Below are 20,815 nucleotides of genomic sequence, written 5' to 3' on the forward strand. Positions count from 1 at the left end.
TTTGTGTTAAATCTTGTTGAAAATGAGTTAACTAAAAATTAATTGATTTTTATTTGCGGCCGGAACTTGCTTTTTAAAATCCGACCCTGCATCTTTGCACCACGTTACGGAAACGCAAACGGAAAAAGTGAAAGAAAGTGTTGAAAAAACGCACGAAGTAGGAGACCAGTCGGCCCATTCGTCTAGCGGTTAGGACACGACCCTTTCACGGTTGAAACAGGGGTTCGATTCCCCTATGGGTCACAAAACCGTGCAACGGCACTTTTAAGTAACTTGTTTAAAGCCAGTCAGATGCATCATCTTGACTGGCTTTTTTTCTTGCATTACGTCGGCTCGTTCGCGTCGGCGCCTTTGCAAAAAATGCGGAAGCGGTGGTATGTTTTCATATCACCGCTTCCGCGCTTTTTGCATGATGTGCATCGCACGATAATCGTGCGATCTACTTCTTAACGAATCTGTGTGTGTTGACAGTGCCGTCAGTTTGAACCAGCCGGACGAGGTATGTCCCGCTCACGAGATTTTTTACATCCAGCGACTGGTCACTTTCGAATCCTGCCGGTCGAATATGCTCGGAAACGATGATACCGGCAGCTGAAATGATCTGAATGCGAGAAACCGACCTACCATTGCCCGTGTGAACGGTGATTCTATCAGTCGCCGGATTTGGCCATATGATGAGCGCTCCTTTTTCAAATTCGGCGGTGCGGATGCGGCTGTATGCAAACGTCCCGTCCCGGTCGATCATTTTAAGGCGGTAGTAGTTCTTTCCGGCCAATGGGGCTTTGTCGACGAAGCGATATTCTTTAAGGACATTGCTTTCGCCATATGATTTGACAGACCCGATTACAGCCCAGTTACGGGTGTCGGTACTTTGCTGGACTTCGAAAGACTCACTGTTAGTCTCCATGCTCGTCGACCAGGAAAGGAGTGCCGTTTGGTTTTCAGGAACAACGTCGAACGCCACCAATGTTACGGGCAATGGCGGTGCAACTGACCCAATGCCGATCTGGGTGATGGTCGTGCCCGCCGGAATGGTGCCGCTGATCGTGCTGCCCTCGGTGTTGCCTGTTGCGTTGGCAGCGCCGCTCAGATCGATCCATGATGAGCCGTTCCATCCGATCAGACGCAGGTTTGAGGTTGCAGCAAAGCCGGCGGCGTCAGGCATCGAAACGGTGACGGCCAGGCCATCATCGTCGGTTGCATTGGCGGCGATCCAGTCCCAGCTACCCAATGTAAATACTGATTCAATCGGCGCCGAAACTGCACTGGCATCTTCGATATTGGAAGTCTGGTAGGCGGTTGACAGGTGCGCTGTTGCACTCGCCGGGGCGGATATGGACAGCAAGCGGGAATCGGTGCCGCTTCCGACTGGGAAGCTGAATGAGTCGTTCCCCACCTTGCCCACGTAGCCGTTTATATGTTGCGCGTCCGTGGTCCCGCCGGTGTATGATGCGTCATTTTGAAAGCGCAATTCACCGGCTGATGTATTCGCCCGAACTGTTGTGGTAATGCCGTTCTGGAAATTCGCCGATGTAAATACATTCGCCCCCGCCGTATTGGTGATATCAAACTGGCTGGCGGCGCCATTTTTGAGTACCAGCGTCGAAAAATTGGGTGCCACGGTTCCGCTTATCTGTTGCGCACCCGGAGAGCCCAGCGGGCCGTTGAAATTGTCGGTACTGCCGCCGGTACCGTTCGCGTTGTAGGAGCCATTTACCCTTAGGGCATTGGTAGCCGATTCGAAATGATCGAATATCGAGCCAAATGCAGCCGTATAAGCTGATCCCACGGCGCTGGTTACTTCGGTGTGCGTGTCGTAATTGCTGACGTAACCGAAATTGTTAAATGTGGTCCCGTCAACAAAGACCTGGGCATTGGCCTGCTGGAAGCCCAACAGCAGCATGCCGCCGACGGCCATGTTGATGTGTTTTCTTTTCATAATTAAATCCGGTTGAAAGAGAGAAAGGGAAATTACTTCGCCACCGACTTGTCGGCACCGCCGTTGCCTAGGAGCTTTTCAACGCTTGCTTTTAAGCCATTGAGCTCGCTGCTCATCCCGGCCATGCCTCCTTTGAGTGCTGCATTCTCTTTTTTCAATGCTTCGATTTCGGCCTGCTGGTCCTGAATCGCTTTGGTAAGCAGTGGGGTCATTTTACTGTAATCGACCATCCAGGGTTTCGAAACATCAGCGCCACCTCTGGTAACAGCTTCCGGAAACACCGTGTAAAGCTGCTGGGCAATGTACCCCGTGTGGTTGGTTGTTTTGTTGGCCTTGTAGTTATAGTCGCTAACCTGAATTTTCATCAGGTCCTCAATGCCATACTTTGTATCGCGAATATTCTCTTTCAAGCGTTGATCCGAGGTGGAGTTGTAAGTTACCCCGCTCCCTGCACCGGCAGATATGTTTCCATAATAGGTACCTCCGGCTCTAAACATAATAAATTGGTCAAGACCTGTTCCGGCAGTGGCCTTCTCGAGAGTTAAGAGCCCGTTCAAATCGCTGCTGGAAGACCTGATCCATTGACCAACGCCTGATGGAGTTTGCAGGGAAAGTCTTGAGTTCTCGGAGAAACCTACGAAGGGGTCAACTACCCCGATAGTCACGTTTCCGTCTTCGTTGACCCGCATTCTCTCGAGATTACCGGAAGTATTGAAGGCAATTGCTGTTTGGTTAGAAGTTCCATCACCTTTGTAAATGCCCATGACGTTCGCGGATGTTGTAAAGAAGCCATTGGCATACGGACCAAAATACAATCCTCCGATTATATCATTATTGGCCAGCGGGGTCGGAGAGGCGTAAGTGCCTTGCGCGGACATCAGAAATAGACCCGGCCCGGTTGAGGTTCCGTATCCTTTAAAATAATGATCGTTACCGGCACCGGTACCTTTGTTGTCGGCAACCACTTCTATTAAACCAACCGGTGCGAGCGTTCCCACTGAAAGCTGGCCCTCGATGGCGGCACTGTTGGCCGGGGCGGCCGAATTGGCAAACGTACTTCCGATTGCGGTGTTGCCATTGACGGAAAGCTTGCTTCCCGGCGAAGTGGTTCCGATGCCCACATTTCCTGTTTGAGCGAACACGGCAGCGCATGCAAATGAGAGCAGCGTTGCTGCCAGGTAAGTAGTTTTTTTCATGAGTTAAATGGTTAAATGGACGTCAAGTAAAGATTAGGTGTAAAAACGGTTACATTTTGTTCGGGCATAGTGATCCTTTGCCTTGGACATTCGAAGGTTTCAAATACAGATTGCAAGCATGGAACAATGGCTAGCGATCCGGGCTGTGAAGACCGGTACTAACTTGCGGGTGAGGGAAGGTGGTAGAATGGAATTGACTGGGTATGTGTATAGTGCTGGTTCTCATATAGGAAGTGATTGCCTGAAAACGTTGAGTTGCGAAGAGCGACGTCCCGGGTGAGCCGCTATGTTTTCCAAATATTGCGAAGTATTTCTAATATAATATATAATTTATTAGTCGAAATAATTCAATACATATCGCATGATATGTGACCGATAGTGTAGTTGTGCGGTTTGAAAGTGGTCGGAAAGCATGTCGGCGTGCACCTTCAGGCGTGCACGAGAACCTTTGTTTCGGATGTGAAGAATTCGTTAAATCTGTAAGGTGCAGTTACTTCCAATCCGGTCAATCGGTATATTTCTTTATGAAAGTATTGGTAACCGGCAGCGCGGGGTTTATCGGGTTTCATACTGTGGTGAAGCTGCTCCAAGAGGGTTTCGAAGTAGTAGGCCTCGATAATATCAACGATTATTATTCGCCCCAGCTCAAATACGCGAGGCTCAAAGAAACGGGAATCAGGCAGGACCAGATCAAATGGTACCAGCTTGTACAAAGCTCGGTTAGCAGCCGTTACCGGTTCGTGCGGATGAACCTGGAAGATAAGCAGCAGCTTTTCAGTCTTTTTCAGTCGGAACGGTTCGATTATGTGATCAATCTCGCCGCGCAGGCGGGTGTGCGGTACTCGATCGAGAACCCGGATGTTTATGTGCAGTCCAACATCATCGGGTTTCATTACGTGCTGGAAGCATGCCGCTATTTCCCGCCCAGGCATCTTGTACATGCATCGTCATCGTCGGTGTACGGCGCGAATGCTAAAATCCCGTTTGTGGAAGATGATAAAGCCGATTCACCGATGAGTCTCTATGCGGCAACAAAGAAGGGCAATGAACTGATGGCGCATGCATACAGTCATCTCTATCAAATACCCGTCACGTGCCTGCGGTTCTTTACGGTGTATGGCCCATGGGGGCGTCCCGACATGGCACCGATGCTCTTCGCCCGGGCGATCCAGGAAGGTGAGCCGATCCAGGTATTTAATAATGGAGAAATGGAGCGCGACTTTACATTTGTCGGCGACATTGTAGAAAGTGTGGCGCAGACCATGACCGCGAATTTTGATGAAGAGCCGCCGTACCGGGTATTGAATATCGGCAATGGGTCGCCTGTCAATCTCATGAAATTTATTGAAGAACTCGAATGGAGTTTGGGGGCAAAAGCGATCAAACATTTTTTACCAATGCAGGCAGGAGATGTCCCCAGAACCTGGGCAAGTGGTGAAAACCTTGAAAAGATCACGCATTATAAACCTCAGGTTTCCCTCAGCCGGGGAATAGCGGAATTTGCCCGGTGGTACCTCGAATATAGCAACCGGCTAATGGCCTATTATGGCTGAACAACCTTCCAAATTGCTTCTTATTTCAATCTCGATTTACCAACTAGTTCACGCAATTGTGGAGCTAGTTCTCGCTTAGGATCAGTCATTTGCAGATTTTGCATTTTTTCAACTTTTATTTTTCTCATTAAATTTTAGGGTTGCTTGTCACAAAAATTGTGTCTGAGAATACACTAGGGCCGATTTTGTTAATTTATTGCTTATCGAGTGGAGCGTTTCAATGATTTTGCGAGCAATATTATTCTACAAGTATAAAATCTTTTCTAGGTCTTTGTAGTATATTTGGAACGAACGAAAGTATCGGCTTCAAATTGTATATAACATTCGATTATTCCGTTCGCATCGCCCACTTATTTTTTACGCTCTATGAAATTTTTACTGAAACTTGTTTTTGCGGGAGGAGTGATAAGCTCAGTGGCAGCGGCTCCTAACAACGACGCTGGAAGCATGGGAATGCCTGTGGACAGCGTAAATCTGGAAAGCAGTATTGCAAATGACCTGAACGGTTCTTACAACATCAGGAATCCTTATGCAGAGTCTGCGGACGAATCTTTTACCATTGCGGCTAAGGCGGCTGCGCCTCTGGCTTCCCGCGTCTCATGCGGAGGCCGTACCTGGACCGACGGCGAGTACCTCGGAAGAACAGGCGACGGCAAAGCGGTGAATATTCTTCTTAAGGACAACCGGATATACCTCAACTGGGCAGGTACCATTGCGGATAACCTGTTTATTCTTTACCATTTGCAAGAAGGGACTTTCCAGCCCAATGCTTCGAACGACGCGCTGATTCTCGGCTGTATTAACCCGGTTGACCCGAGCACGGCACCTGTGAACATGCTAGGAACCAATGGCGCGGGCCAGATTACCTGTAACGGTGTCGTAATGCCGGATGGTAACCGTTTGGGTGTGTTTGTAGGTAGTACTGGTAATACCTACCAGTTTATTAAGTATGTGGATGGTTTGTTGCGTGTGAAAATCAAGCAGGGAGAGAACGATTCGCGTGAGGATAACTACTACATGGGATTGCTGTCCGAGACCGTTACAGGAAACAACGGTAGCTACCTAGATCCGCAATGGAGAGGTGTATTGACTACCGCCATGGTTACAGGCTGTTTCTGGCCAAATGCTCCTAAGACAGCCACTCCGCTACCTGATAATAACTGTGCATCCGGCCCGGCCATCAGCAACGTGAGCAACATCAGCCAAACGGCTTTGACGGTTTCTTTTACCGGCTCCGGTGTTACCAGCCTGAAATGGCGGATTAAATCGGGTAGTACCGAGGTAAGATCAGGCACGACAAATGATTTCGGCGGTGCGACTTCGACAAACATATCGTACTCTTCGCTTGCTCCGGGCAATTATACATTGGAAATCGAAGGCAACAACTGCTCTTCGGGAGTGAGCAGCCGCGCATTCACGATCAACGAGCCGGTGGTAACGATTCCCGACTGTTTGAACGGCCCATCCGTAAGCAGCGTCGGATCCATCACGCCAAGGAGCGCTACAATCAATTTTGCCGGTACTAATCTGCACGTGTTCTCATGGAGAATCTTGGATGGCAGCAATTTCGCGGTCGCAAGTGGTAAAACCGGTACCCTTACTTCCAATACAACTAACCTGACATTCAGCTACCTGCAAAATGGTACTTATACTTTCGAAATGAAAGCTGAGGATTGCAAAGCGGCATCGGTGGCTACGAAGAGTTTCAGTGTTTCGGCGGCCGACACACGTACGGCATGTACCCGCGGTCCAAGTTTGCAGTCGATCGTATCCTCTGGTGAAACAGGCTTGCAATTCCTTTTCGATGGGGATAATGTATTTGCGATCGACTGGAAGGTCAAAAAAGACGGCGTTCTTATGCGCCAGAACAGCGTTGCGCCTACGAGCAACAAACCGACGATCAGCTACAATACATTAGCAACTGGTGCATATACCCTCGAAATTCAGGGTGGAAACTGTAAATCGACACCTTCGACCATCGCATTTGGCGTGAACGTTCCGCTTCCGATCTACATTTCGAACTTTGAAGGTAAATCCGTTGAAAAAGGGGTGGAACTTACCTGGAATGTTGTGGAAGAAAAAGACGGAAAAGAATTCGAAGTACTGCGCTATGACGATCGTATGCAGAACGAAGAGATTCTGGGCAAAGTAGCGCTCACCGACCAGCGTATCGGCAAATACAGCTTCCTGGATGCGAATCCGCTCTTGGGTACAAACTACTACCAATTGAAGCAGATCGATATCGACGGTACTTATACCAAAAGTAAAATCGTTGCGGTTAATCCGGGCATTATTTCAGGAACGGTGATCGCACCAAACCCTGCTCAGGATTATGTGAACATCCAGTTCTCATCCCGCACCGCCGGAACTTCGGACGTTACGATCTACAACCTGGCCGGTCAGCCGGTGAGCAATGCGTCGATCCATATCACAGAAGGCAAAAACACCCATCGCCTGAATGTGAAGAAACTGAACGGCGGACATTACTTTGTGAAAATCAACCATGGAGGCGAAGCGACGAAGCTGCGCTTTATCAAGGCTGAATAATCAATCAAATAGCATTAGAATGCCAAACGGCCGGGTTGTTGAGACCCGGCCGTTTTTTTGTATTAATGCTTTAAATAGGGCTGGATGGGATCCCGGCGATTCTTTCAAGCGCCCGCGTGACGCGCTCGATGCGGTCCACGTGTCCGCGCCGGGCGTCGGAATAGGCCTGCGCTACTGATCGCATGTACGCCTCGCCCGTGCGGGTGTCGAAGAATGGATCGTGTTGCGCGAGCATCTCCCGCCATCTTGGCCCGACTGCCTCCTTCGCTTTCGCAAAACGATGTAATAGCCGCTGTTTGATCGGCACCAATGCCGGATCATCCAAACTTGTTTCGATGTGCATAATGTGTAATTTGCGGTTAACAGATTGTGTTTTACCAAATTTAATTCAATTTGATTTAAATACAATTCAAAATGAATAAATATTTACTCTTTTTGAATTAATGTTTGATTATCAGAGAGTTCGAAGACTTCGCGAGCATTTGCAACTTAGTGAAACACAGTTTGCTAAGAAGATAGGTGTTGCGCAAAGCACCTATCATAGATTTGAAAAGGGCGCGGCAAGTTTGACTGCGGAAGCGATCAGCGAAATCATCACCCTATTCCATGTAGATCCCTATTGGTTACTGCTCGGACGCGGCGGCAATGAGCCTGAGTTTTTTAATCATGCTGAACTCATCACCATTAGTAAAAACGAGTACATTGATTTGCAGCGGAAGGCATTGCAAAGCCAGGATGAGCGGATAGCGGAGTTGGAGCGGGAGTTGGGGAGGAAGTGATGTAGTACTTGATACTACCTGAAAGCCATAATTTTTTGTCCCTTGTCTTTGTCCCAAGTTACTTCAACATGAAATTCAAATGAGTTATTAAGGAAAGTTTTACCCAAAAATGTTTTCGATCCGCTTAAAGGCCTTTATCGATTATCTCGGTACTTCAATAACCGGGTTTGAAGCGAAAATAGGCGTTTCAAAGGGGGCGTTGGCAAAACCTATCAAGAACGGCAAGACGGTCGGCGTGGAAGTATTGGAGAAAATTTTCAATGAATATCCTCAGATAAATCTCGAATGGCTGGTTGCTGGCGCTGGTACAATGCTGAAAGATGGTAGCGTTGTCAACCAAGTTCTCGATCCAGGTGAGAATGTCATTTTATCCAAAAACGAGTACATTGATTTGCAGCGTAAGGCATTGCAAAGCCAGGATGAGCGGATAGCGGAGTTGGAGCGGGAGTTGGGGAGGAAGTGATATAGGCATCCGATATAGAATTCGAATATGCCTAAGAACAGCTTTCCGGCTTCCTGTGTTTGGGGATCCCTTTCCAATTGCGTAGATCATAGTCCAGCTTCTATTGACTAGGATCAAAAAGCTCCGTTAGTAAATCGGGATTTCTTACACAGAGGTGAATATGGTCATGCTCGCGGAATGCGCTGCCTGGGTAGACGGGGAAACCTTCTTGAAATGGAGCGCGAACAGTGTCGAAAGTCCTTGGAATATTTCTTTTTGAGGCTAGCGAAAAGGCATAGTCTATCACAGCTCTATCGAGATATCTCAAAATTAAATCATCCGGATTGCCTTTACCTCTTGGGTGGGGTTGGTTAACCGGAAACGCCGTCTTTGTGTTGTTCCAGTCTTGGACCAGATCGTCGTAGGAAATTCGGAGGATTTCTTTGGCAAATGAATTAGATAAATCAAAGCAGTGACCTAGACGGATTTTCGCACCAAGTACGGCGGCATTTTTGCCGTGGGCTTCCAGCGCCCATTCGTGAGCCCGAATGAAATCATTTTCCCAGAAATAGACCCCGGGACCCAGCCAATCGTACCGGTTCGTGCTGCTCTGAAATTTAATAGAGCCATTCAACAGTTGCTCTTTAACCCTGATATCGCAGCCATGAAAACCATATACCGCGACATCGCAATAGTGGAAGGGATGCATTATGTAAAAAATAGTGTGTGAAGAAAAATGTCGCTACGCAGGATGAGCGACGGATTTATGCTGATTATCAGTTATGCCGCCCCTATATTTCTCGGCAACCTCGCCATTCTCATCCAAATAGCCGACTTCCTTCAAATGATCAATCGAAGCTTGACGGGGATCTTCTGACCCATTGATCTCTTTCCTGCGCTCGGCCACATAAGCCCGCACTTTGTCAACCAGTTCCTGTGTCATTTTCGTAGTGTGTTTAGGGAGTACCTCCCGGTTGTCAGATACTCAAAGTTCAAAAATTTCCGGTGCTTTTCCTACCCCTCCGGCTGCAACCGCGCCTCCTTCCACCATTGTGTAAATGTCTGATTTCCTTTTAATTCCACTTTTTGTCCGATGAGCGGGGTTACCAGGGGCATACCTTGCTTTTGAGCTTCGGCGGTGGCACGGATGATCGGTTCGTTCCAGTCGTGGATGGAGAGTGCGAATTTGGCCCAATGGACGGGCATCAGCTTTTTGGCGCCGAGCTCGCGGGCTGCGGTGACGGTTTCTTCGGGCATCATATGGATGTATTTCCAGGCTTCGTTGTACTGGCCGCATTCCAGCAATGCAAGGTCGAACGGGCCGAATTGCGCACCGATTTTTTTGAAATGATTGTCATAACCCGAATCTCCGCCGATGAAGATTTTTAATGTCGGCGTCTGCAATACGAATGACACCCATAATGCACGGTTGCGGCTGAAATTTCGACCGGAAAAATGCCTTCCGGGTGTTACATTCACCGTAAAGCCGCCGCCAAGGTCGGCGCTTTCGTTCCAGTCTTTTTCGATGATATTGGCCACGTCGTAACCCCAATATTCAAGGTGCTCGCCGGTACCGAGGCCGGTTATGACCTTCCCGACTTTGTTTTTGAGTTTGAGGATGGTTTCATAATCGAGGTGATCCCAGTGGTCGTGCGAAATGAAGAGGTAGTCGATGGCAGGCAAATCTTCTACTTTATAGATATCACTACCCTTGAAACTCGGTGTAGTGAATTTAAGAGGCGAGGCGCTGCCGCTGAAAACCGGGTCGACGAGGATGGTTTTGCCGTCGACCTGCATAAAATACGACGAATGCCCGAACCATACCAGCACATTTTCTTCCGGTTTCAAATGGAGCAGATCCGTTTTTTGAGAGGGGATCAATGGACCAGGCACATTGTATTTGCTTTTGCCGAAGAAAAACTTCGTGAAAACCTTAAAATAACTATTGCCTTCGGCGAGGTCCGGGGTAAAGCTCTCGTTTTGAAACTGCCCGTCGCGGTAGTGCGGCGATTTTTGGATTCTTTCGAGCCGCGCGCCCGATGGGTGTCTTCCGAATAATGGCTGCTGCATGAATGCATACGCGCCAAGGACGATCAATGCCAGGAAAATGAAGAATATCATGAAGGAAAATTTAATGATCCGTTTACGCATAGCATGTGGAGGAGTGGTGAAAGTTTAAACTGGACGAATGTACGGTTTCTTACGTATTTTTGAATTTACTAATCCAAACAAAACCAAACAGTCATGAAGAGAAATGTATTGCTCTATTTGTTATGCTTTTTATCATGGGCGGCCGTGGGCCAAAATTCGGCGCCCGACACCAGCTGGGTCAAAGCCAACTACACCAAAACAGAGCAATACATTACCATGCGGGATGGCGTGAAACTCTTCACGGCCATTTACACTCCCAAAGACGATTCGCAGACTTACCCGATCATCATGCAGCGCACGCCGTATTCGGTGCGGCCTTATGGAGAGCATAATTACCGCCGATCGCTCGGGCCTAACGGGTACCTCATGCGTGAGAAATACATTTTTGTGTACCAGGATGCGCGCGGCCGCTATAAAAGCGAAGGCAATTTCCGTGAAATGACGCCGGCGATCGAGCACAAAAAGAGCAACAAGGATGTAGACGAGTCGAGCGACACGTACGACACCGTCGAATGGTTGATAAAAAACACCAAAAACAACGGCAAGGTAGGACAATGGGGTATTTCGTTTCCCGGCTACTATTCTTCTGCCGGATTACCGAATGCGCACCCTGCCATGGCCGCCGTTTCCCCGCAGGCGCCCATGTCCGACGAATTCATCGGCGACGATTGCTATCATAATGGGGCATTCTTCCTGATGGATAATTTCGGTTTTTACAGTGGTTTCGACGGCCCGAAGAGCAAGGACGGTACCAATTACCAGAGTCATTTCAATGCGCAGTACAACGATGCCTACAAGTACTTCCTCGATTTCGGCCCACTGAAAAAGAGCAATGCCGCTCCCTATTTCGCCGATCCGAACAGTATCTGGCGGCAGACCACCGCGCATCCGGTGTATGACGAATTCTGGCAGTCGCGGAATATCAAAAAGCATTTGAAGAATATTAAACCTGCGGTACTCGTGGTAGGAGGCTGGTTTGATGCAGAGGATTTGTATGGCGCATTGAAAACCTACGCGGCGATTGAAAAGCAAAGCCCGGGGAACAATAATCGCCTCGTAATGGGCCCGTGGACGCACGGGGGCTGGGCCGCGCCTGCGTGGAAAGGTTTTGCGCAATATCAGTTCGGAGCGGATGTGAACAAGTATTATCAGCAAGAAATCGAGACTAAGTTTTTCAATTTTTATCTCAAAGGTAAAGGTGCATTTGAGCAGTCGGAGGTAACGGTTTTTGAGACTGGCTCTAACCAATGGAAGCATTACCAGGAATGGCCTCCGATCAACGTTCAGCCGACGACCTATTATTTTGCCAAAAACGGTGGAATGGCTGTGGCAAAACTGCTATCGGAGCCGAGTTCGACTACCTACGAAAGCGACCCCGCCAAACCGGTTCCTTACACGAATGTGATCAGCGGACATCGAAATAACGAATACATGGCCGAAGACCAACGGTTTGCATCCCGTCGCCCTGATGTGGTCAGTTTCCAAACCGATACTTTGACGGAGGACTTGACTCTGACCGGCGAAATCGTGGCAAATCTGATGGTTTCTATGACTGGCTCAGATGCAGATTTCATTGTGAAGGTAATCGATGTCTGGCCGGCAGGGGCGACGATGCCGGGCGCTCAGGAGGGTGGAAAGCCGGTAGTAATGGACGGTTACCAGCAAATGGTGCGGGCGGAAGTACTTCGCGGAAAGTTCCGGAACAGCTTTTCAAAACCGGAGCCTTTTGTGAAAGGCAAGATCGAAAAGGTAACAGTGAAGCTGAACGAAGTAGCGCACACATTCAGAAAAGGCCACCGTGTGATGGTGCAAATACAGAGCAGCTGGTTTCCGTTGGTGGACCGTAATCCGCAGAAATTCATGAATATATTTGAGGCATCCGAATCGGATTTTCAGAAATCGCGGATTTCGATCCATCACGACGCAGATCATCCCAGCAGCATTACTTTGCCGGTCATGCGCTGATAGTAAGATAACACCTTTAAATCCTAAATCCCTTAATCCTAAATCCAATGAAAAATGTATTCCGGAAAATCCCGGTTTGTTGCGTCGTGCTATGGCTTGTGGCCGGCGCGACGGCTGCCTGGGCTCAGCCAAAGCCCAGGTTTCGCGTTCTGGCGATGGCCGAACCCGGCGGTCACCACATCGCGTATTCGAAGGCCGCCCGTCCGTGGCTGGATTCGCTGGCGGCCAAAGAGCATTTCAGTATTGATTATATTGATAAAACGGATCCGATTAATGAAGCCTTCCTGGCAAAATATCAACTCATTATCCAGCTCGACTATGTGCCTTACGCATGGAAGCCGGAGGCGGCTGCCGCATTTGAGAAATACATTGACGAAGGCAAGGGCGGTTGGATCGGGTTTCACCATGCCACTTTGCTGGGCGAGTTCGATGGCTATAAAATCTGGCCGTGGTTTTCGGATTTTATGGGCGGTATCCGCTACAAAAACTACATCGCCGATTTTGCAGCTGCGACGGTGAAAGTCGAAAATGGGAAGCATCCGATTATGAAAGGTGTGCCGGCTACATTCCGGGTGCAGAAAGAGGAATGGTATATCTACGACAAAAGTCCTCGTGCAAATGTGGATGTAATCGCAAGCGTCGACGAATCTACCTACCAGCCCGATTCGAAGATCAAAATGGGTGATCACCCCGTCGTGTGGTCGAACCCGAAAAAGAAGGCGAAGAATGTGTACATTTTCATGGGCCATTCGCCGGTGCTGTTCGAGAGCGCCGCGTACAAAACCATTTTCAAAAACGCCATTCTCTGGGCTTCGCAAAAATAGACGGATATGCTGAACAGAATTTTAATGCTTGCGCTGATGGTTTTGGCGCAGCAAACCGGCTTTGCGCAAAAGAAAAAGCCGAAGGTTAACCCGGTGCCCGAAAGCAAGTCGTTTTACCAGGCGCGGCTGAACGACGAGGACGCAACCTATTTCACCCCTCAAAATTTCAAAATCACGAATGATGGGAAAACAGACGTCTCGGATGAGCTGCAACGGGCTATCAATGAGGTGAAAACGAATTACAATTTCGGGATCGTGTTCATTCCCGAGGGCACGTATAAGATCAGCAAGACGATCTACATTCCCACAGCCGTGCGAGTGATCGGTTATGGAAAAAAGCGACCGCTGATCGTTCTGGCCGACAATGCGCTCGGTTTTCAGGAGGAATACCCGCAGGACAAGGGCAATGCGAAATACATGTTCTGGTTTACATCCTCGATTCCGAAAGACGGTCAGCCGATCCCGGATGCCGGTGCGAGTACTTTTTACAGCGCGATGTCGAACGTAGATCTGCGAATCGGGCAGGGTAACCCGTCGGCGGTGGCATTGCGGACGCATTTCGCGCAGCACAGCTTTATCTCGCACGTGGATATCCACGCGGGCACCGGTAAGGCGGGGATGTTCGACGTGGGGAATGAAATGGAAGATGTACGCTTTTTCGGGGGAGATTATGGTATCTACACCTTTAAGCCGTCGCCCGGTTGGCAGTTTATGATGGTCGATACGTACTTCGAAGGCCAGCGGAAAGCGGCGATTCGTTCGCAGGAGTCGGGGCTGACGATCGTTCGAATGACGGTTAAGAATGTGCCTACGGTGTTGGAAATCAATCCGAATTTCTATGAAAAGCTGTTCATGGAGGACTGCCGCTTTGAGAATGTGAGCGGCCCGGCATTGGTGATCAGCAATGAAAACAATGCGTATACCCAGATCAGTTTAAGAAATGTCGATTGCAAAAAAGTGCCTGTACTCGCCCATTTCCGCGTAAGTGGAAAGCAAATTGCGGGGCAAGGCGAAATGTATCGGGTAAAAAGCCTGAACCACGGTTTGCAAATGGCTGCCATCGATGCGAAGCCGGTGCACACCACTACCCAAAACATCGAGGTGCTTAAAACGGAATCCGCACCAGCGGTGAAGGACATTCCGGCATTTCCTGATATCAACACGTGGGTAAACCTCAAAGCATTGGGCGCGAAAGGTGACGGCGTTACCGATGATACCAAAGCCATTCAGGCGGCCATCGACCAGCACGAGGCGATCTACGTTCCGCAAGGCTGGTACCGCATTACCGAAACCCTGAAATTGAAGGAAAAGTCGGTATTAATAGGTCTTAATCCGGTTTCTACTCAATTCATTTTGCACGATAACACCGAAGCATTCGGCAGTTTCGGGCCGCCGAAGCCGATGGTGGAATCGTCGAAAGGCGGGAGCAATATCCTCACCGGCATCGGTATTTCGACCGCAGCGAGCAATACCCGCGCGGTGGGTTTGAAGTGGATGGCAGGTGCCGATTCCTATGTAAATGACGTGAAATTTCTGGGCGGCCACGGTAATATCGCCCGGAAACGTCCTGGGCAGGAGGTTTTGAATAACGCATCGCATGTAGGCAACGAGCAGCATTGGGATACCCAATATTGGAGCCTTTGGATAACTAATGGCGGCGGTGGCACATTTAAGAACATCTGGACCGCGAATACCTTCGCATCCGCAGGTACATACGTATCGAACACGTCTGCGCCTGGGCGCGTGTATGCGATGTCGGTAGAGCACCATGTGCGGAATGAAGTGCGGTTCAAAAATGTATCCAACTGGAAGGTCTACGCCTTGCAGCTCGAAGAGGAAAGCAAAGAAAGTTCAGGTTGCCAGCCGCTGGAAATCGAATCGTGTGATAATATGCTGTTTGCGAACCTGTATATGTTCCGGGTGATACGCGTAAGCACGCCTTATCCACACTCGATCCGCTCGTGGAACAACCGGAAGCTGGAATTTCTGAATGTGCATAATTACAGTCAGACCAAGTACCCATCGACAGTGCCGCTGTATGATGTGAATTCGGACATCGAAGTGCGACCTTGGGAGTTTAACCGGTTGGTGATCGATAACCCGAAACCGCGTGGGATTGATTTACAGGTCGGGAAAGCCGTTCAACTGGCAAAAGGCTTCGAATTTGCGGATGGTCTTTGTCACGATAGCAAGGGTAACGTGTATTTCAGCGAATCGCGGGCGCGGCGGATTTACAAATGGTCGGCACAAACGAATGCATTGAGCCTCGTCGCTGATTTCCCCTGGGAGCCGCTATCGCTGGGCGTCGATACGAAGGATAATCTGATCGTGGTATTCAAATATGCCCCCAAGCCGGGTTACCTGAACAAGGGCCAACCAGAGACGTTCCCGAATCCGCCGGATGCTGCGGGAACTTCGTTCAGCGGTTGGGGCAACAGTGGTTTCGGAATATTGGTGTATGCTATGAATCCTGAGCAACCCGAAGAATCCATGCATTTGCTTCAAAAAGTGCCATTGGAAAAGGTTACAGGCATTGCCAAAACGCTGAATCCATCCAACCGCCGCCGCGATTCGGGCGATTTCCTGAAAGTAAGTACCAATCAGTTCAAAGAATGCTGGCTTGCACCGGATGGCGTGACGATCGTGCCGGTAGTATACGACCTGGCTCGTTCGAATGCATTGGTAGAGGGTTATCCTGGAAAAGTGGTTTACGGCGCCGACGAGTATTTGAAAAGGACCGTGCGGTTCAAAGTGGGGCCGCAGGGATATCTGTCGGAACCGCAATTGTTTGCCGAAAAGGGAGAATTCAGCTCAGCGGTGGACAGCCAGGGTAATGTTTATGTTGCGGATGGGCAGGTGTATGTATTCGATCCTTCCGGTAAGGAAATTAATATGATCGAAACGCCGGAACGACCTTCCACGGTGACGGTAGCGGGCGACACACTTTTCATTACCGGCCGTAATGCATTGTATGCAGTTAAACTGAAATAGAAATCAAGAAAAAGGTTGTATCAAGTTGTCACGCCGAGCGGCCCCGTACTCTCAGCGTGACAATGAAGTGTGATCCTTGATACAAGCCTTTTTCTCGGTTACTTAATTCCTTTGCGTTTCTTATATTCCTGATAACGCTGGTTATATTCTTTCAACTCTTCTTCCTTGAAAGTTTTCATATAATGCTCGGGCAGATCGAGCCGCTCTTGCATTTTTAAAGTATTAGAAAGCTCCACCAATGTGTTGACGCCATTTTTATCCTTATTCAAATCAAATGCGTCGTACAAATCGCCGTTGACGGTAAATGCTTTGAAGGCAAGTTTGTTCTGATCAACTGTAATGGCCTGATATAGTTGCGTATTAGAAGCCGCGCGGTCCATCCAGTTTTGGAGGCCGATGTCATACATTTTCGGGCCGCTTACGGATACTACGTAAATGGGTCCGTCGGGTTTCTTACGGCTCTGGCCGACCGGGATATTCAACCCGCGTCCGTAAGTATGATCGTGACCTTGCAAGACAATATCCACCTTATGCTTTTTGTACAATGGCTCCATAGTATCCCGCCATTCGTCGTTATCGCGGCCATTTTTGGTGGAGTAAATAGGGTGGTGATGCACCACGATCGTCCAGCGGTTCGGATTATTGATCGTAACCTGTTCGAACCAGCCCGCCTGCTTTTTCATGGTCGTCGAATCGAGGATCGCAGCCTGCGAATCGAGTGAAATAAAGCGTACACCCTGATAATCTACATAGTATGCGGTTTCTGAAAGGCCTTGCGGACCGTTTTCAGGCAATGCAAACTGCGGTTTCCAATGCTTTGAAACGAAGAGGTTACGTTTTTCGTCACGGTAATATTCGTGGTTGCCGGGAGTGGCCAGGTTAGGCACCATGCCATTGATCCAGCCGCCCGCCTCAAACCATTCGCCCCATTGGTAATCCGCATTGGAATTGTTGATGAGGTCGCCCGCGTGGATCATCAGATTGGCTTTGGGCATATTCGCGAACGCCCCCCGCACCGCCCGCGACCATAGCGAACGAATGTCGTTCTGCGCGTCGCCGAAATAGAGGAACGAAACCGGTTCCGGCTTGTCGGACGCCGTTTTGAAATGGAACCATTCACTCCACGCCTTTCCATCGCCAACGCGGTATACGTACTGTGTGGCAGGTTTCAGGTCCCCGAAATTCGCTTCGTGATAGTGGATCGTTTTGCCGTCGATCACAACCTGGTGCGTAGCGGCTTGCACAGTACGCGCCTTGGACGGGAAGTCGGGCGACGGGTCAGCTTCGTGGATGGCGGCAATGGCGGTCGTCACGGTCGAATCGGTACGCCAGTTGACGGCCTGGGATATTGCCGGATTTCCCTTGTAGCCCAATATGATACGATCGGGGAAGGAGGAAGGCGGATATGTTTTATTTTGTTGTGCGTAACCGGGCGCAGTGCCGGCTGTTAGTAGAATTCCCGCAAAAAGGAATTTGGCATATAAATGACTGAAAGATTGCATGTTGAATTATGGCGATTTTGGTCACAATAATACCCGTTTGGAAAGCAATCGGACTAGTTGCTATCTTCATTTTACATTTTGATAATATTGCACGTCATGAAGCCACATTTACGACTGATTTATACCTCCCTTCTTTTTATTGCGACTGTCATTGCCTGTAAAAAAGATAAAGATCCTGATCCGGTAACAGAGGAAGAATCCGCCAAGAAGTTTGTTGAAATCCTCGACGATTCGTTGAAAGGAAAGGGATTCGGATACAGTTTTGCGGTGTATCAAAAAGACCAGCTGATCGGCACGGGAGTGGGCGGTTTTTATGCCAGAAATACGGAGATACAGGAAAACAAGGCCATAACGCCCGATACCAAAATGCAGATTGCCAGCATGACGAAGACCATTACTTCGGCTGCTTTTCTCAAACTGGCGAAACAAAAGGGGATTAAAACAACCGATAAAATCATCGATTACCTCCCCAAGACCTGGGTGAAAGGTCCTAATATAGAACTCATTACGTTCAAGGACCTGCTCACGCATACGAGCGGGATCACAGGCATGACCGAAAGTTGCAGGAATGGTGCATTCGCCGAGAATGTCTGGTACGGTTTGAAATTGCTTATCGAAAATGGTATTAAAAAGGAAAACCACGGTTCGAGCTGTTATCAGAATGCCAACTTCGGGCTTTTCAGGGTGTTGATACCAATGATCAACGGGTTGAAAATGACGGGTAGCGACAATGAAGATGCCGTAGCTGCATTGAACGGATACGAGGAATATATCCAGAAAAATATTTTCGAAAAGGCGGGAATTGTTTTGAATGAGCCCTTTTCGAATGGTTTGCCCACACCCACTTTTGGTTACGACTTCCCTTATTCGGGCGAGTACGGTTTCGATCCCGGCGATTTCAGCTCTACTACCGGCGGTTATGGTATTTATCTTACAGCCAACCAGGGTGTAAAGCTGTATGCCGCGCTTTTCTCGCCTGAGAACAATACCGTCATTACACAGGACATCCGTGACGAGATCGTAAACAATGGCTTAGGTAGTTACAGCGCCTCAATGCCCGAGGGGAAATTCAGCTACCACGACGGCTGGTGGTATTCGGGAATCGGGATTGCCAATCCGAAGGGTTTCAGGAGCGTATGGATGCATTGTCCGGAGGATATTACCGTAGTTCTCTTCACCAACGCATTGCGTAACGGCGATGGCCTGTTCCCGATCCGCTCGGAATTTTATCAGGACATTACTTCGTACGTGCTCTGGGCATTTTCAAAATACAAGGATCCCGGCAGGGGCAAGCGCATGCGGCAGGTTGATTTTCACGGGTACCTGGAACACCCGGAGCCGCATTGATTCAGTGGGTTTCTCGGTTAGGGTATTGACTTTAAGCTTTTGGCCTGAGCCGATGGTCTTCCAAATATTTCTGTAACTGTTCCAAATTCATATCCTTGATTTCCTGCGAAATCCTGGTTTTGATTCTGCGAAAGGTCTTCACCGTATCAAACTCTTTGATTTTGGGTTCTTTGGTTTTCATGCGTGCAAAATGTCTCTCGGTGAACGTATTTCGATGACTTTGTAGCCTAATTGTAAATTTACCGAATTATAACCGGGAATTCGAACGGGATTTACAATATGCTTGAAGTTCCAACTGATCAGCATATCCACTTGATAAAACGTAGCCAGAGCGATGTGAATGCAATCGTCAAAACTTGTGATACCCACAACATTCTCGTCAATATATCTCCTCGCCAATTGTAAGACGGCTTGGTTGACATCGACTTTTTCGAGATTATCCGAACGGAGATTTTGAAAGAATACCCTAACTCTCTCGGGGGCTCTTTTCAATTCGGTCTCGGCGAGCGCAGAATAAACACATTTGATATAACCTGTTTCTATCTGCTCAAATAGAACGCTGGTTTCATAGGTAAATTCGGAGTCAAAAACACCTCCGAACACAGACGTGTCAAGATAATAGCGAGGGGGCATGTATAGTATGTGTGAATATTTTTAGACGTAAATCTAAATACACACACAGCTCACCTGCGAACTAACTTCTCAAAGAACACGCCTCAATTATCCAACGCTTTTGGCAGCATCATCAAAAATGGCTCTGCTTTTGTGAAATCCAACTGCTCATAGAAAATGCCGAGCCGGTTCAGATTTAGATAATATTCCTTTACGTGCTTGTAGTAATGCTGTTCCGATTGGATGTACCAGGCCGCGGGGCCTAATTTGTCTGAGAGAAACCACTTTTCCAGCAGTCTTCCCGCTCGGCCGTTGCCGTCGTTGAAAGGATGGATGCAAACAAATACGAGATGGATGAAGGCCGCATAATAGAAGGTTTCTTCCAATGAGAGCTCACTCCGCAGGAGCAAGCCGATATCTTCCCACAGCTTTCTCATTTCCTCCTGTACCAAATGGGCCGGCGCTGCTTCAAACTGAATGCGGCCGGTTTTGTGTTCCATCACCACCATGGGGTTTTGCCTGTAAAAGCCGCGAGAATGTTCCGATAGCAAGTGTTCGGTAAGAAGTCGATGGGCTTGTGCAAAATGACTGCTGGTCAGTCTGTTTTCTTTCGCATAAATGTAAGCGCGGAAAAGGTCGTTGGGCTTTTGGGTAAGCTCCGGGAGGTATTCTACCTGCTGTATTTTATGTTTGATGTAACTGTCGATCTCCATCGGTTCACCCTCGATTTTGGAGGATGTAATGACGGCAACGGAAGTGTAAAAGTTAAAAGAGTCGGACCTGACAAATGTTTCATCCAGCCGTTGTAATGCGGCTTGAATGCCGATCCCGGCTTGGTTTCGGTAACTTTCCAGTAAAGCATCGGACAGGATCTTCATAGGCAAAGCGGCGCAGGTTGGCCAACCAACCAAGTTACCAGTATTCTTTCAAATCCAAAACCCCTACCTTTGCACCGAAGAAAACGTGC

Annotated in this window: 16 protein-coding genes and 1 tRNA gene; 9 read left to right on the forward strand and 8 right to left on the reverse strand. The window is 48.8% G+C overall.

The window, feature by feature from the left end; all coding sequences use genetic code 11:
* Positions 1-171 precede the first annotated feature (171 nt).
* Positions 172-243, forward strand: a tRNA-Glu gene (locus CLV60_RS19940).
* A gap of 196 nt (positions 244-439) precedes the next feature.
* Here CLV60_RS19940 and CLV60_RS19945 read toward each other — a convergent pair.
* Positions 440-1,939 carry a T9SS type A sorting domain-containing protein gene (locus tag CLV60_RS19945; RefSeq protein ID WP_106597119.1) on the reverse strand — a complete coding sequence of 500 codons (1,500 nt, stop codon included), beginning with the start codon at positions 1,937-1,939 and terminating at the stop codon, positions 440-442.
* Between the two features lie 32 nt (positions 1,940-1,971).
* The gene (locus tag CLV60_RS19950; RefSeq protein WP_106597120.1) at positions 1,972-3,135 is read right to left on the reverse strand and encodes a tail fiber domain-containing protein; all 1,164 of its coding nucleotides are present in this window, start codon (positions 3,133-3,135) and stop codon (positions 1,972-1,974) included.
* Between the two features lie 524 nt (positions 3,136-3,659).
* Between CLV60_RS19950 and CLV60_RS19955 the strand changes: the two genes are divergently transcribed.
* Both CLV60_RS19955 and CLV60_RS19960 read left to right on the forward strand, forming a co-directional pair.
* On the forward strand, positions 3,660-4,688 hold the full coding sequence (locus CLV60_RS19955; RefSeq protein WP_106597121.1) for an NAD-dependent epimerase/dehydratase family protein: 1,029 nt from the start codon (positions 3,660-3,662) through the stop codon (positions 4,686-4,688).
* Positions 4,689-5,054: 366 nt separating this feature from the next.
* Positions 5,055-7,235 carry a T9SS type A sorting domain-containing protein gene (locus CLV60_RS19960; RefSeq protein ID WP_106597122.1) on the forward strand — a complete coding sequence of 727 codons (2,181 nt, stop codon included), beginning with the start codon at positions 5,055-5,057 and terminating at the stop codon, positions 7,233-7,235.
* 70 nt (positions 7,236-7,305) lie between these two features.
* Here CLV60_RS19960 and CLV60_RS19965 read toward each other — a convergent pair whose 3' ends face one another.
* Positions 7,306-7,578 (reverse strand): hypothetical protein, encoded by a 273-nt coding sequence (locus tag CLV60_RS19965; RefSeq protein ID WP_106597123.1) that lies wholly within the window; start codon positions 7,576-7,578, stop codon positions 7,306-7,308.
* A gap of 100 nt (positions 7,579-7,678) precedes the next feature.
* On the opposite strand from CLV60_RS19965, the gene CLV60_RS19970 reads away from it, so the two are divergent.
* Both CLV60_RS19970 and CLV60_RS19975 read left to right on the forward strand, forming a co-directional pair.
* A complete protein-coding gene (locus tag CLV60_RS19970) occupies positions 7,679-8,014 on the forward strand; it encodes a helix-turn-helix domain-containing protein (RefSeq protein WP_106597124.1) in 336 nt (111 codons plus the stop codon).
* A 109-nt stretch (positions 8,015-8,123) separates the two neighbouring features.
* The gene (locus CLV60_RS19975) at positions 8,124-8,477 is read left to right on the forward strand and encodes a hypothetical protein (protein WP_106597125.1); all 354 of its coding nucleotides are present in this window, start codon (positions 8,124-8,126) and stop codon (positions 8,475-8,477) included.
* Positions 8,478-8,577: 100 nt separating this feature from the next.
* Here CLV60_RS19975 and CLV60_RS19980 read toward each other — a convergent pair whose 3' ends face one another.
* The 3 genes from CLV60_RS19980 to CLV60_RS19990 form a co-directional block, all read right to left on the reverse strand.
* On the reverse strand, positions 8,578-9,165 hold the full coding sequence (locus CLV60_RS19980) for a hypothetical protein (RefSeq protein ID WP_106597126.1): 588 nt from the start codon (positions 9,163-9,165) through the stop codon (positions 8,578-8,580).
* A 33-nt stretch (positions 9,166-9,198) separates the two neighbouring features.
* Positions 9,199-9,399, reverse strand: coding sequence for a hypothetical protein (locus tag CLV60_RS19985; RefSeq protein WP_106597127.1), 201 nt, complete (start codon positions 9,397-9,399; stop codon positions 9,199-9,201).
* A gap of 71 nt (positions 9,400-9,470) precedes the next feature.
* Complete coding sequence (locus CLV60_RS19990; protein ID WP_106597202.1) at positions 9,471-10,577, reverse strand: MBL fold metallo-hydrolase; 1,107 nt, start codon at positions 10,575-10,577, stop codon at positions 9,471-9,473.
* Positions 10,578-10,700: 123 nt separating this feature from the next.
* On the opposite strand from CLV60_RS19990, the gene CLV60_RS19995 reads away from it, so the two are divergent.
* From CLV60_RS19995 to CLV60_RS20005, 3 genes are read left to right on the forward strand one after another with little or no spacing between them, the layout of a single operon-like run.
* Positions 10,701-12,572, forward strand: a complete 1,872-nt coding sequence (locus tag CLV60_RS19995) for a CocE/NonD family hydrolase (protein ID WP_106597128.1) — start codon at positions 10,701-10,703, stop codon at positions 12,570-12,572.
* A gap of 47 nt (positions 12,573-12,619) precedes the next feature.
* Positions 12,620-13,396, forward strand: a complete 777-nt coding sequence (locus CLV60_RS20000) for a ThuA domain-containing protein (protein WP_106597129.1) — start codon at positions 12,620-12,622, stop codon at positions 13,394-13,396.
* Positions 13,397-13,402: 6 nt separating this feature from the next.
* Positions 13,403-16,387 carry a glycosyl hydrolase family 28-related protein gene (locus CLV60_RS20005; protein ID WP_106597130.1) on the forward strand — a complete coding sequence of 995 codons (2,985 nt, stop codon included), beginning with the start codon at positions 13,403-13,405 and terminating at the stop codon, positions 16,385-16,387.
* Positions 16,388-16,485: 98 nt separating this feature from the next.
* Here CLV60_RS20005 and CLV60_RS20010 read toward each other — a convergent pair whose 3' ends face one another.
* On the reverse strand, positions 16,486-17,889 hold the full coding sequence (locus CLV60_RS20010; protein WP_106597131.1) for a purple acid phosphatase family protein: 1,404 nt from the start codon (positions 17,887-17,889) through the stop codon (positions 16,486-16,488).
* A gap of 96 nt (positions 17,890-17,985) precedes the next feature.
* Here CLV60_RS20010 and CLV60_RS20015 point away from each other — a divergent pair, with 96 nt between their 5' ends.
* Positions 17,986-19,236 carry a serine hydrolase domain-containing protein gene (locus tag CLV60_RS20015; protein ID WP_106597132.1) on the forward strand — a complete coding sequence of 417 codons (1,251 nt, stop codon included), beginning with the start codon at positions 17,986-17,988 and terminating at the stop codon, positions 19,234-19,236.
* A 716-nt stretch (positions 19,237-19,952) separates the two neighbouring features.
* Here the strand turns inward: CLV60_RS20015 and CLV60_RS20025 are convergent.
* On the reverse strand, positions 19,953-20,726 hold the full coding sequence (locus CLV60_RS20025) for a Fic family protein (protein WP_106597134.1): 774 nt from the start codon (positions 20,724-20,726) through the stop codon (positions 19,953-19,955).
* Between the last annotated feature and the right edge of the window lie 89 nt (positions 20,727-20,815).

The sequence above is a fragment of the Dyadobacter jiangsuensis genome, from assembly GCF_003014695.1.
In the GTDB taxonomy this organism is placed as follows: domain Bacteria; phylum Bacteroidota; class Bacteroidia; order Cytophagales; family Spirosomataceae; genus Dyadobacter; species Dyadobacter jiangsuensis.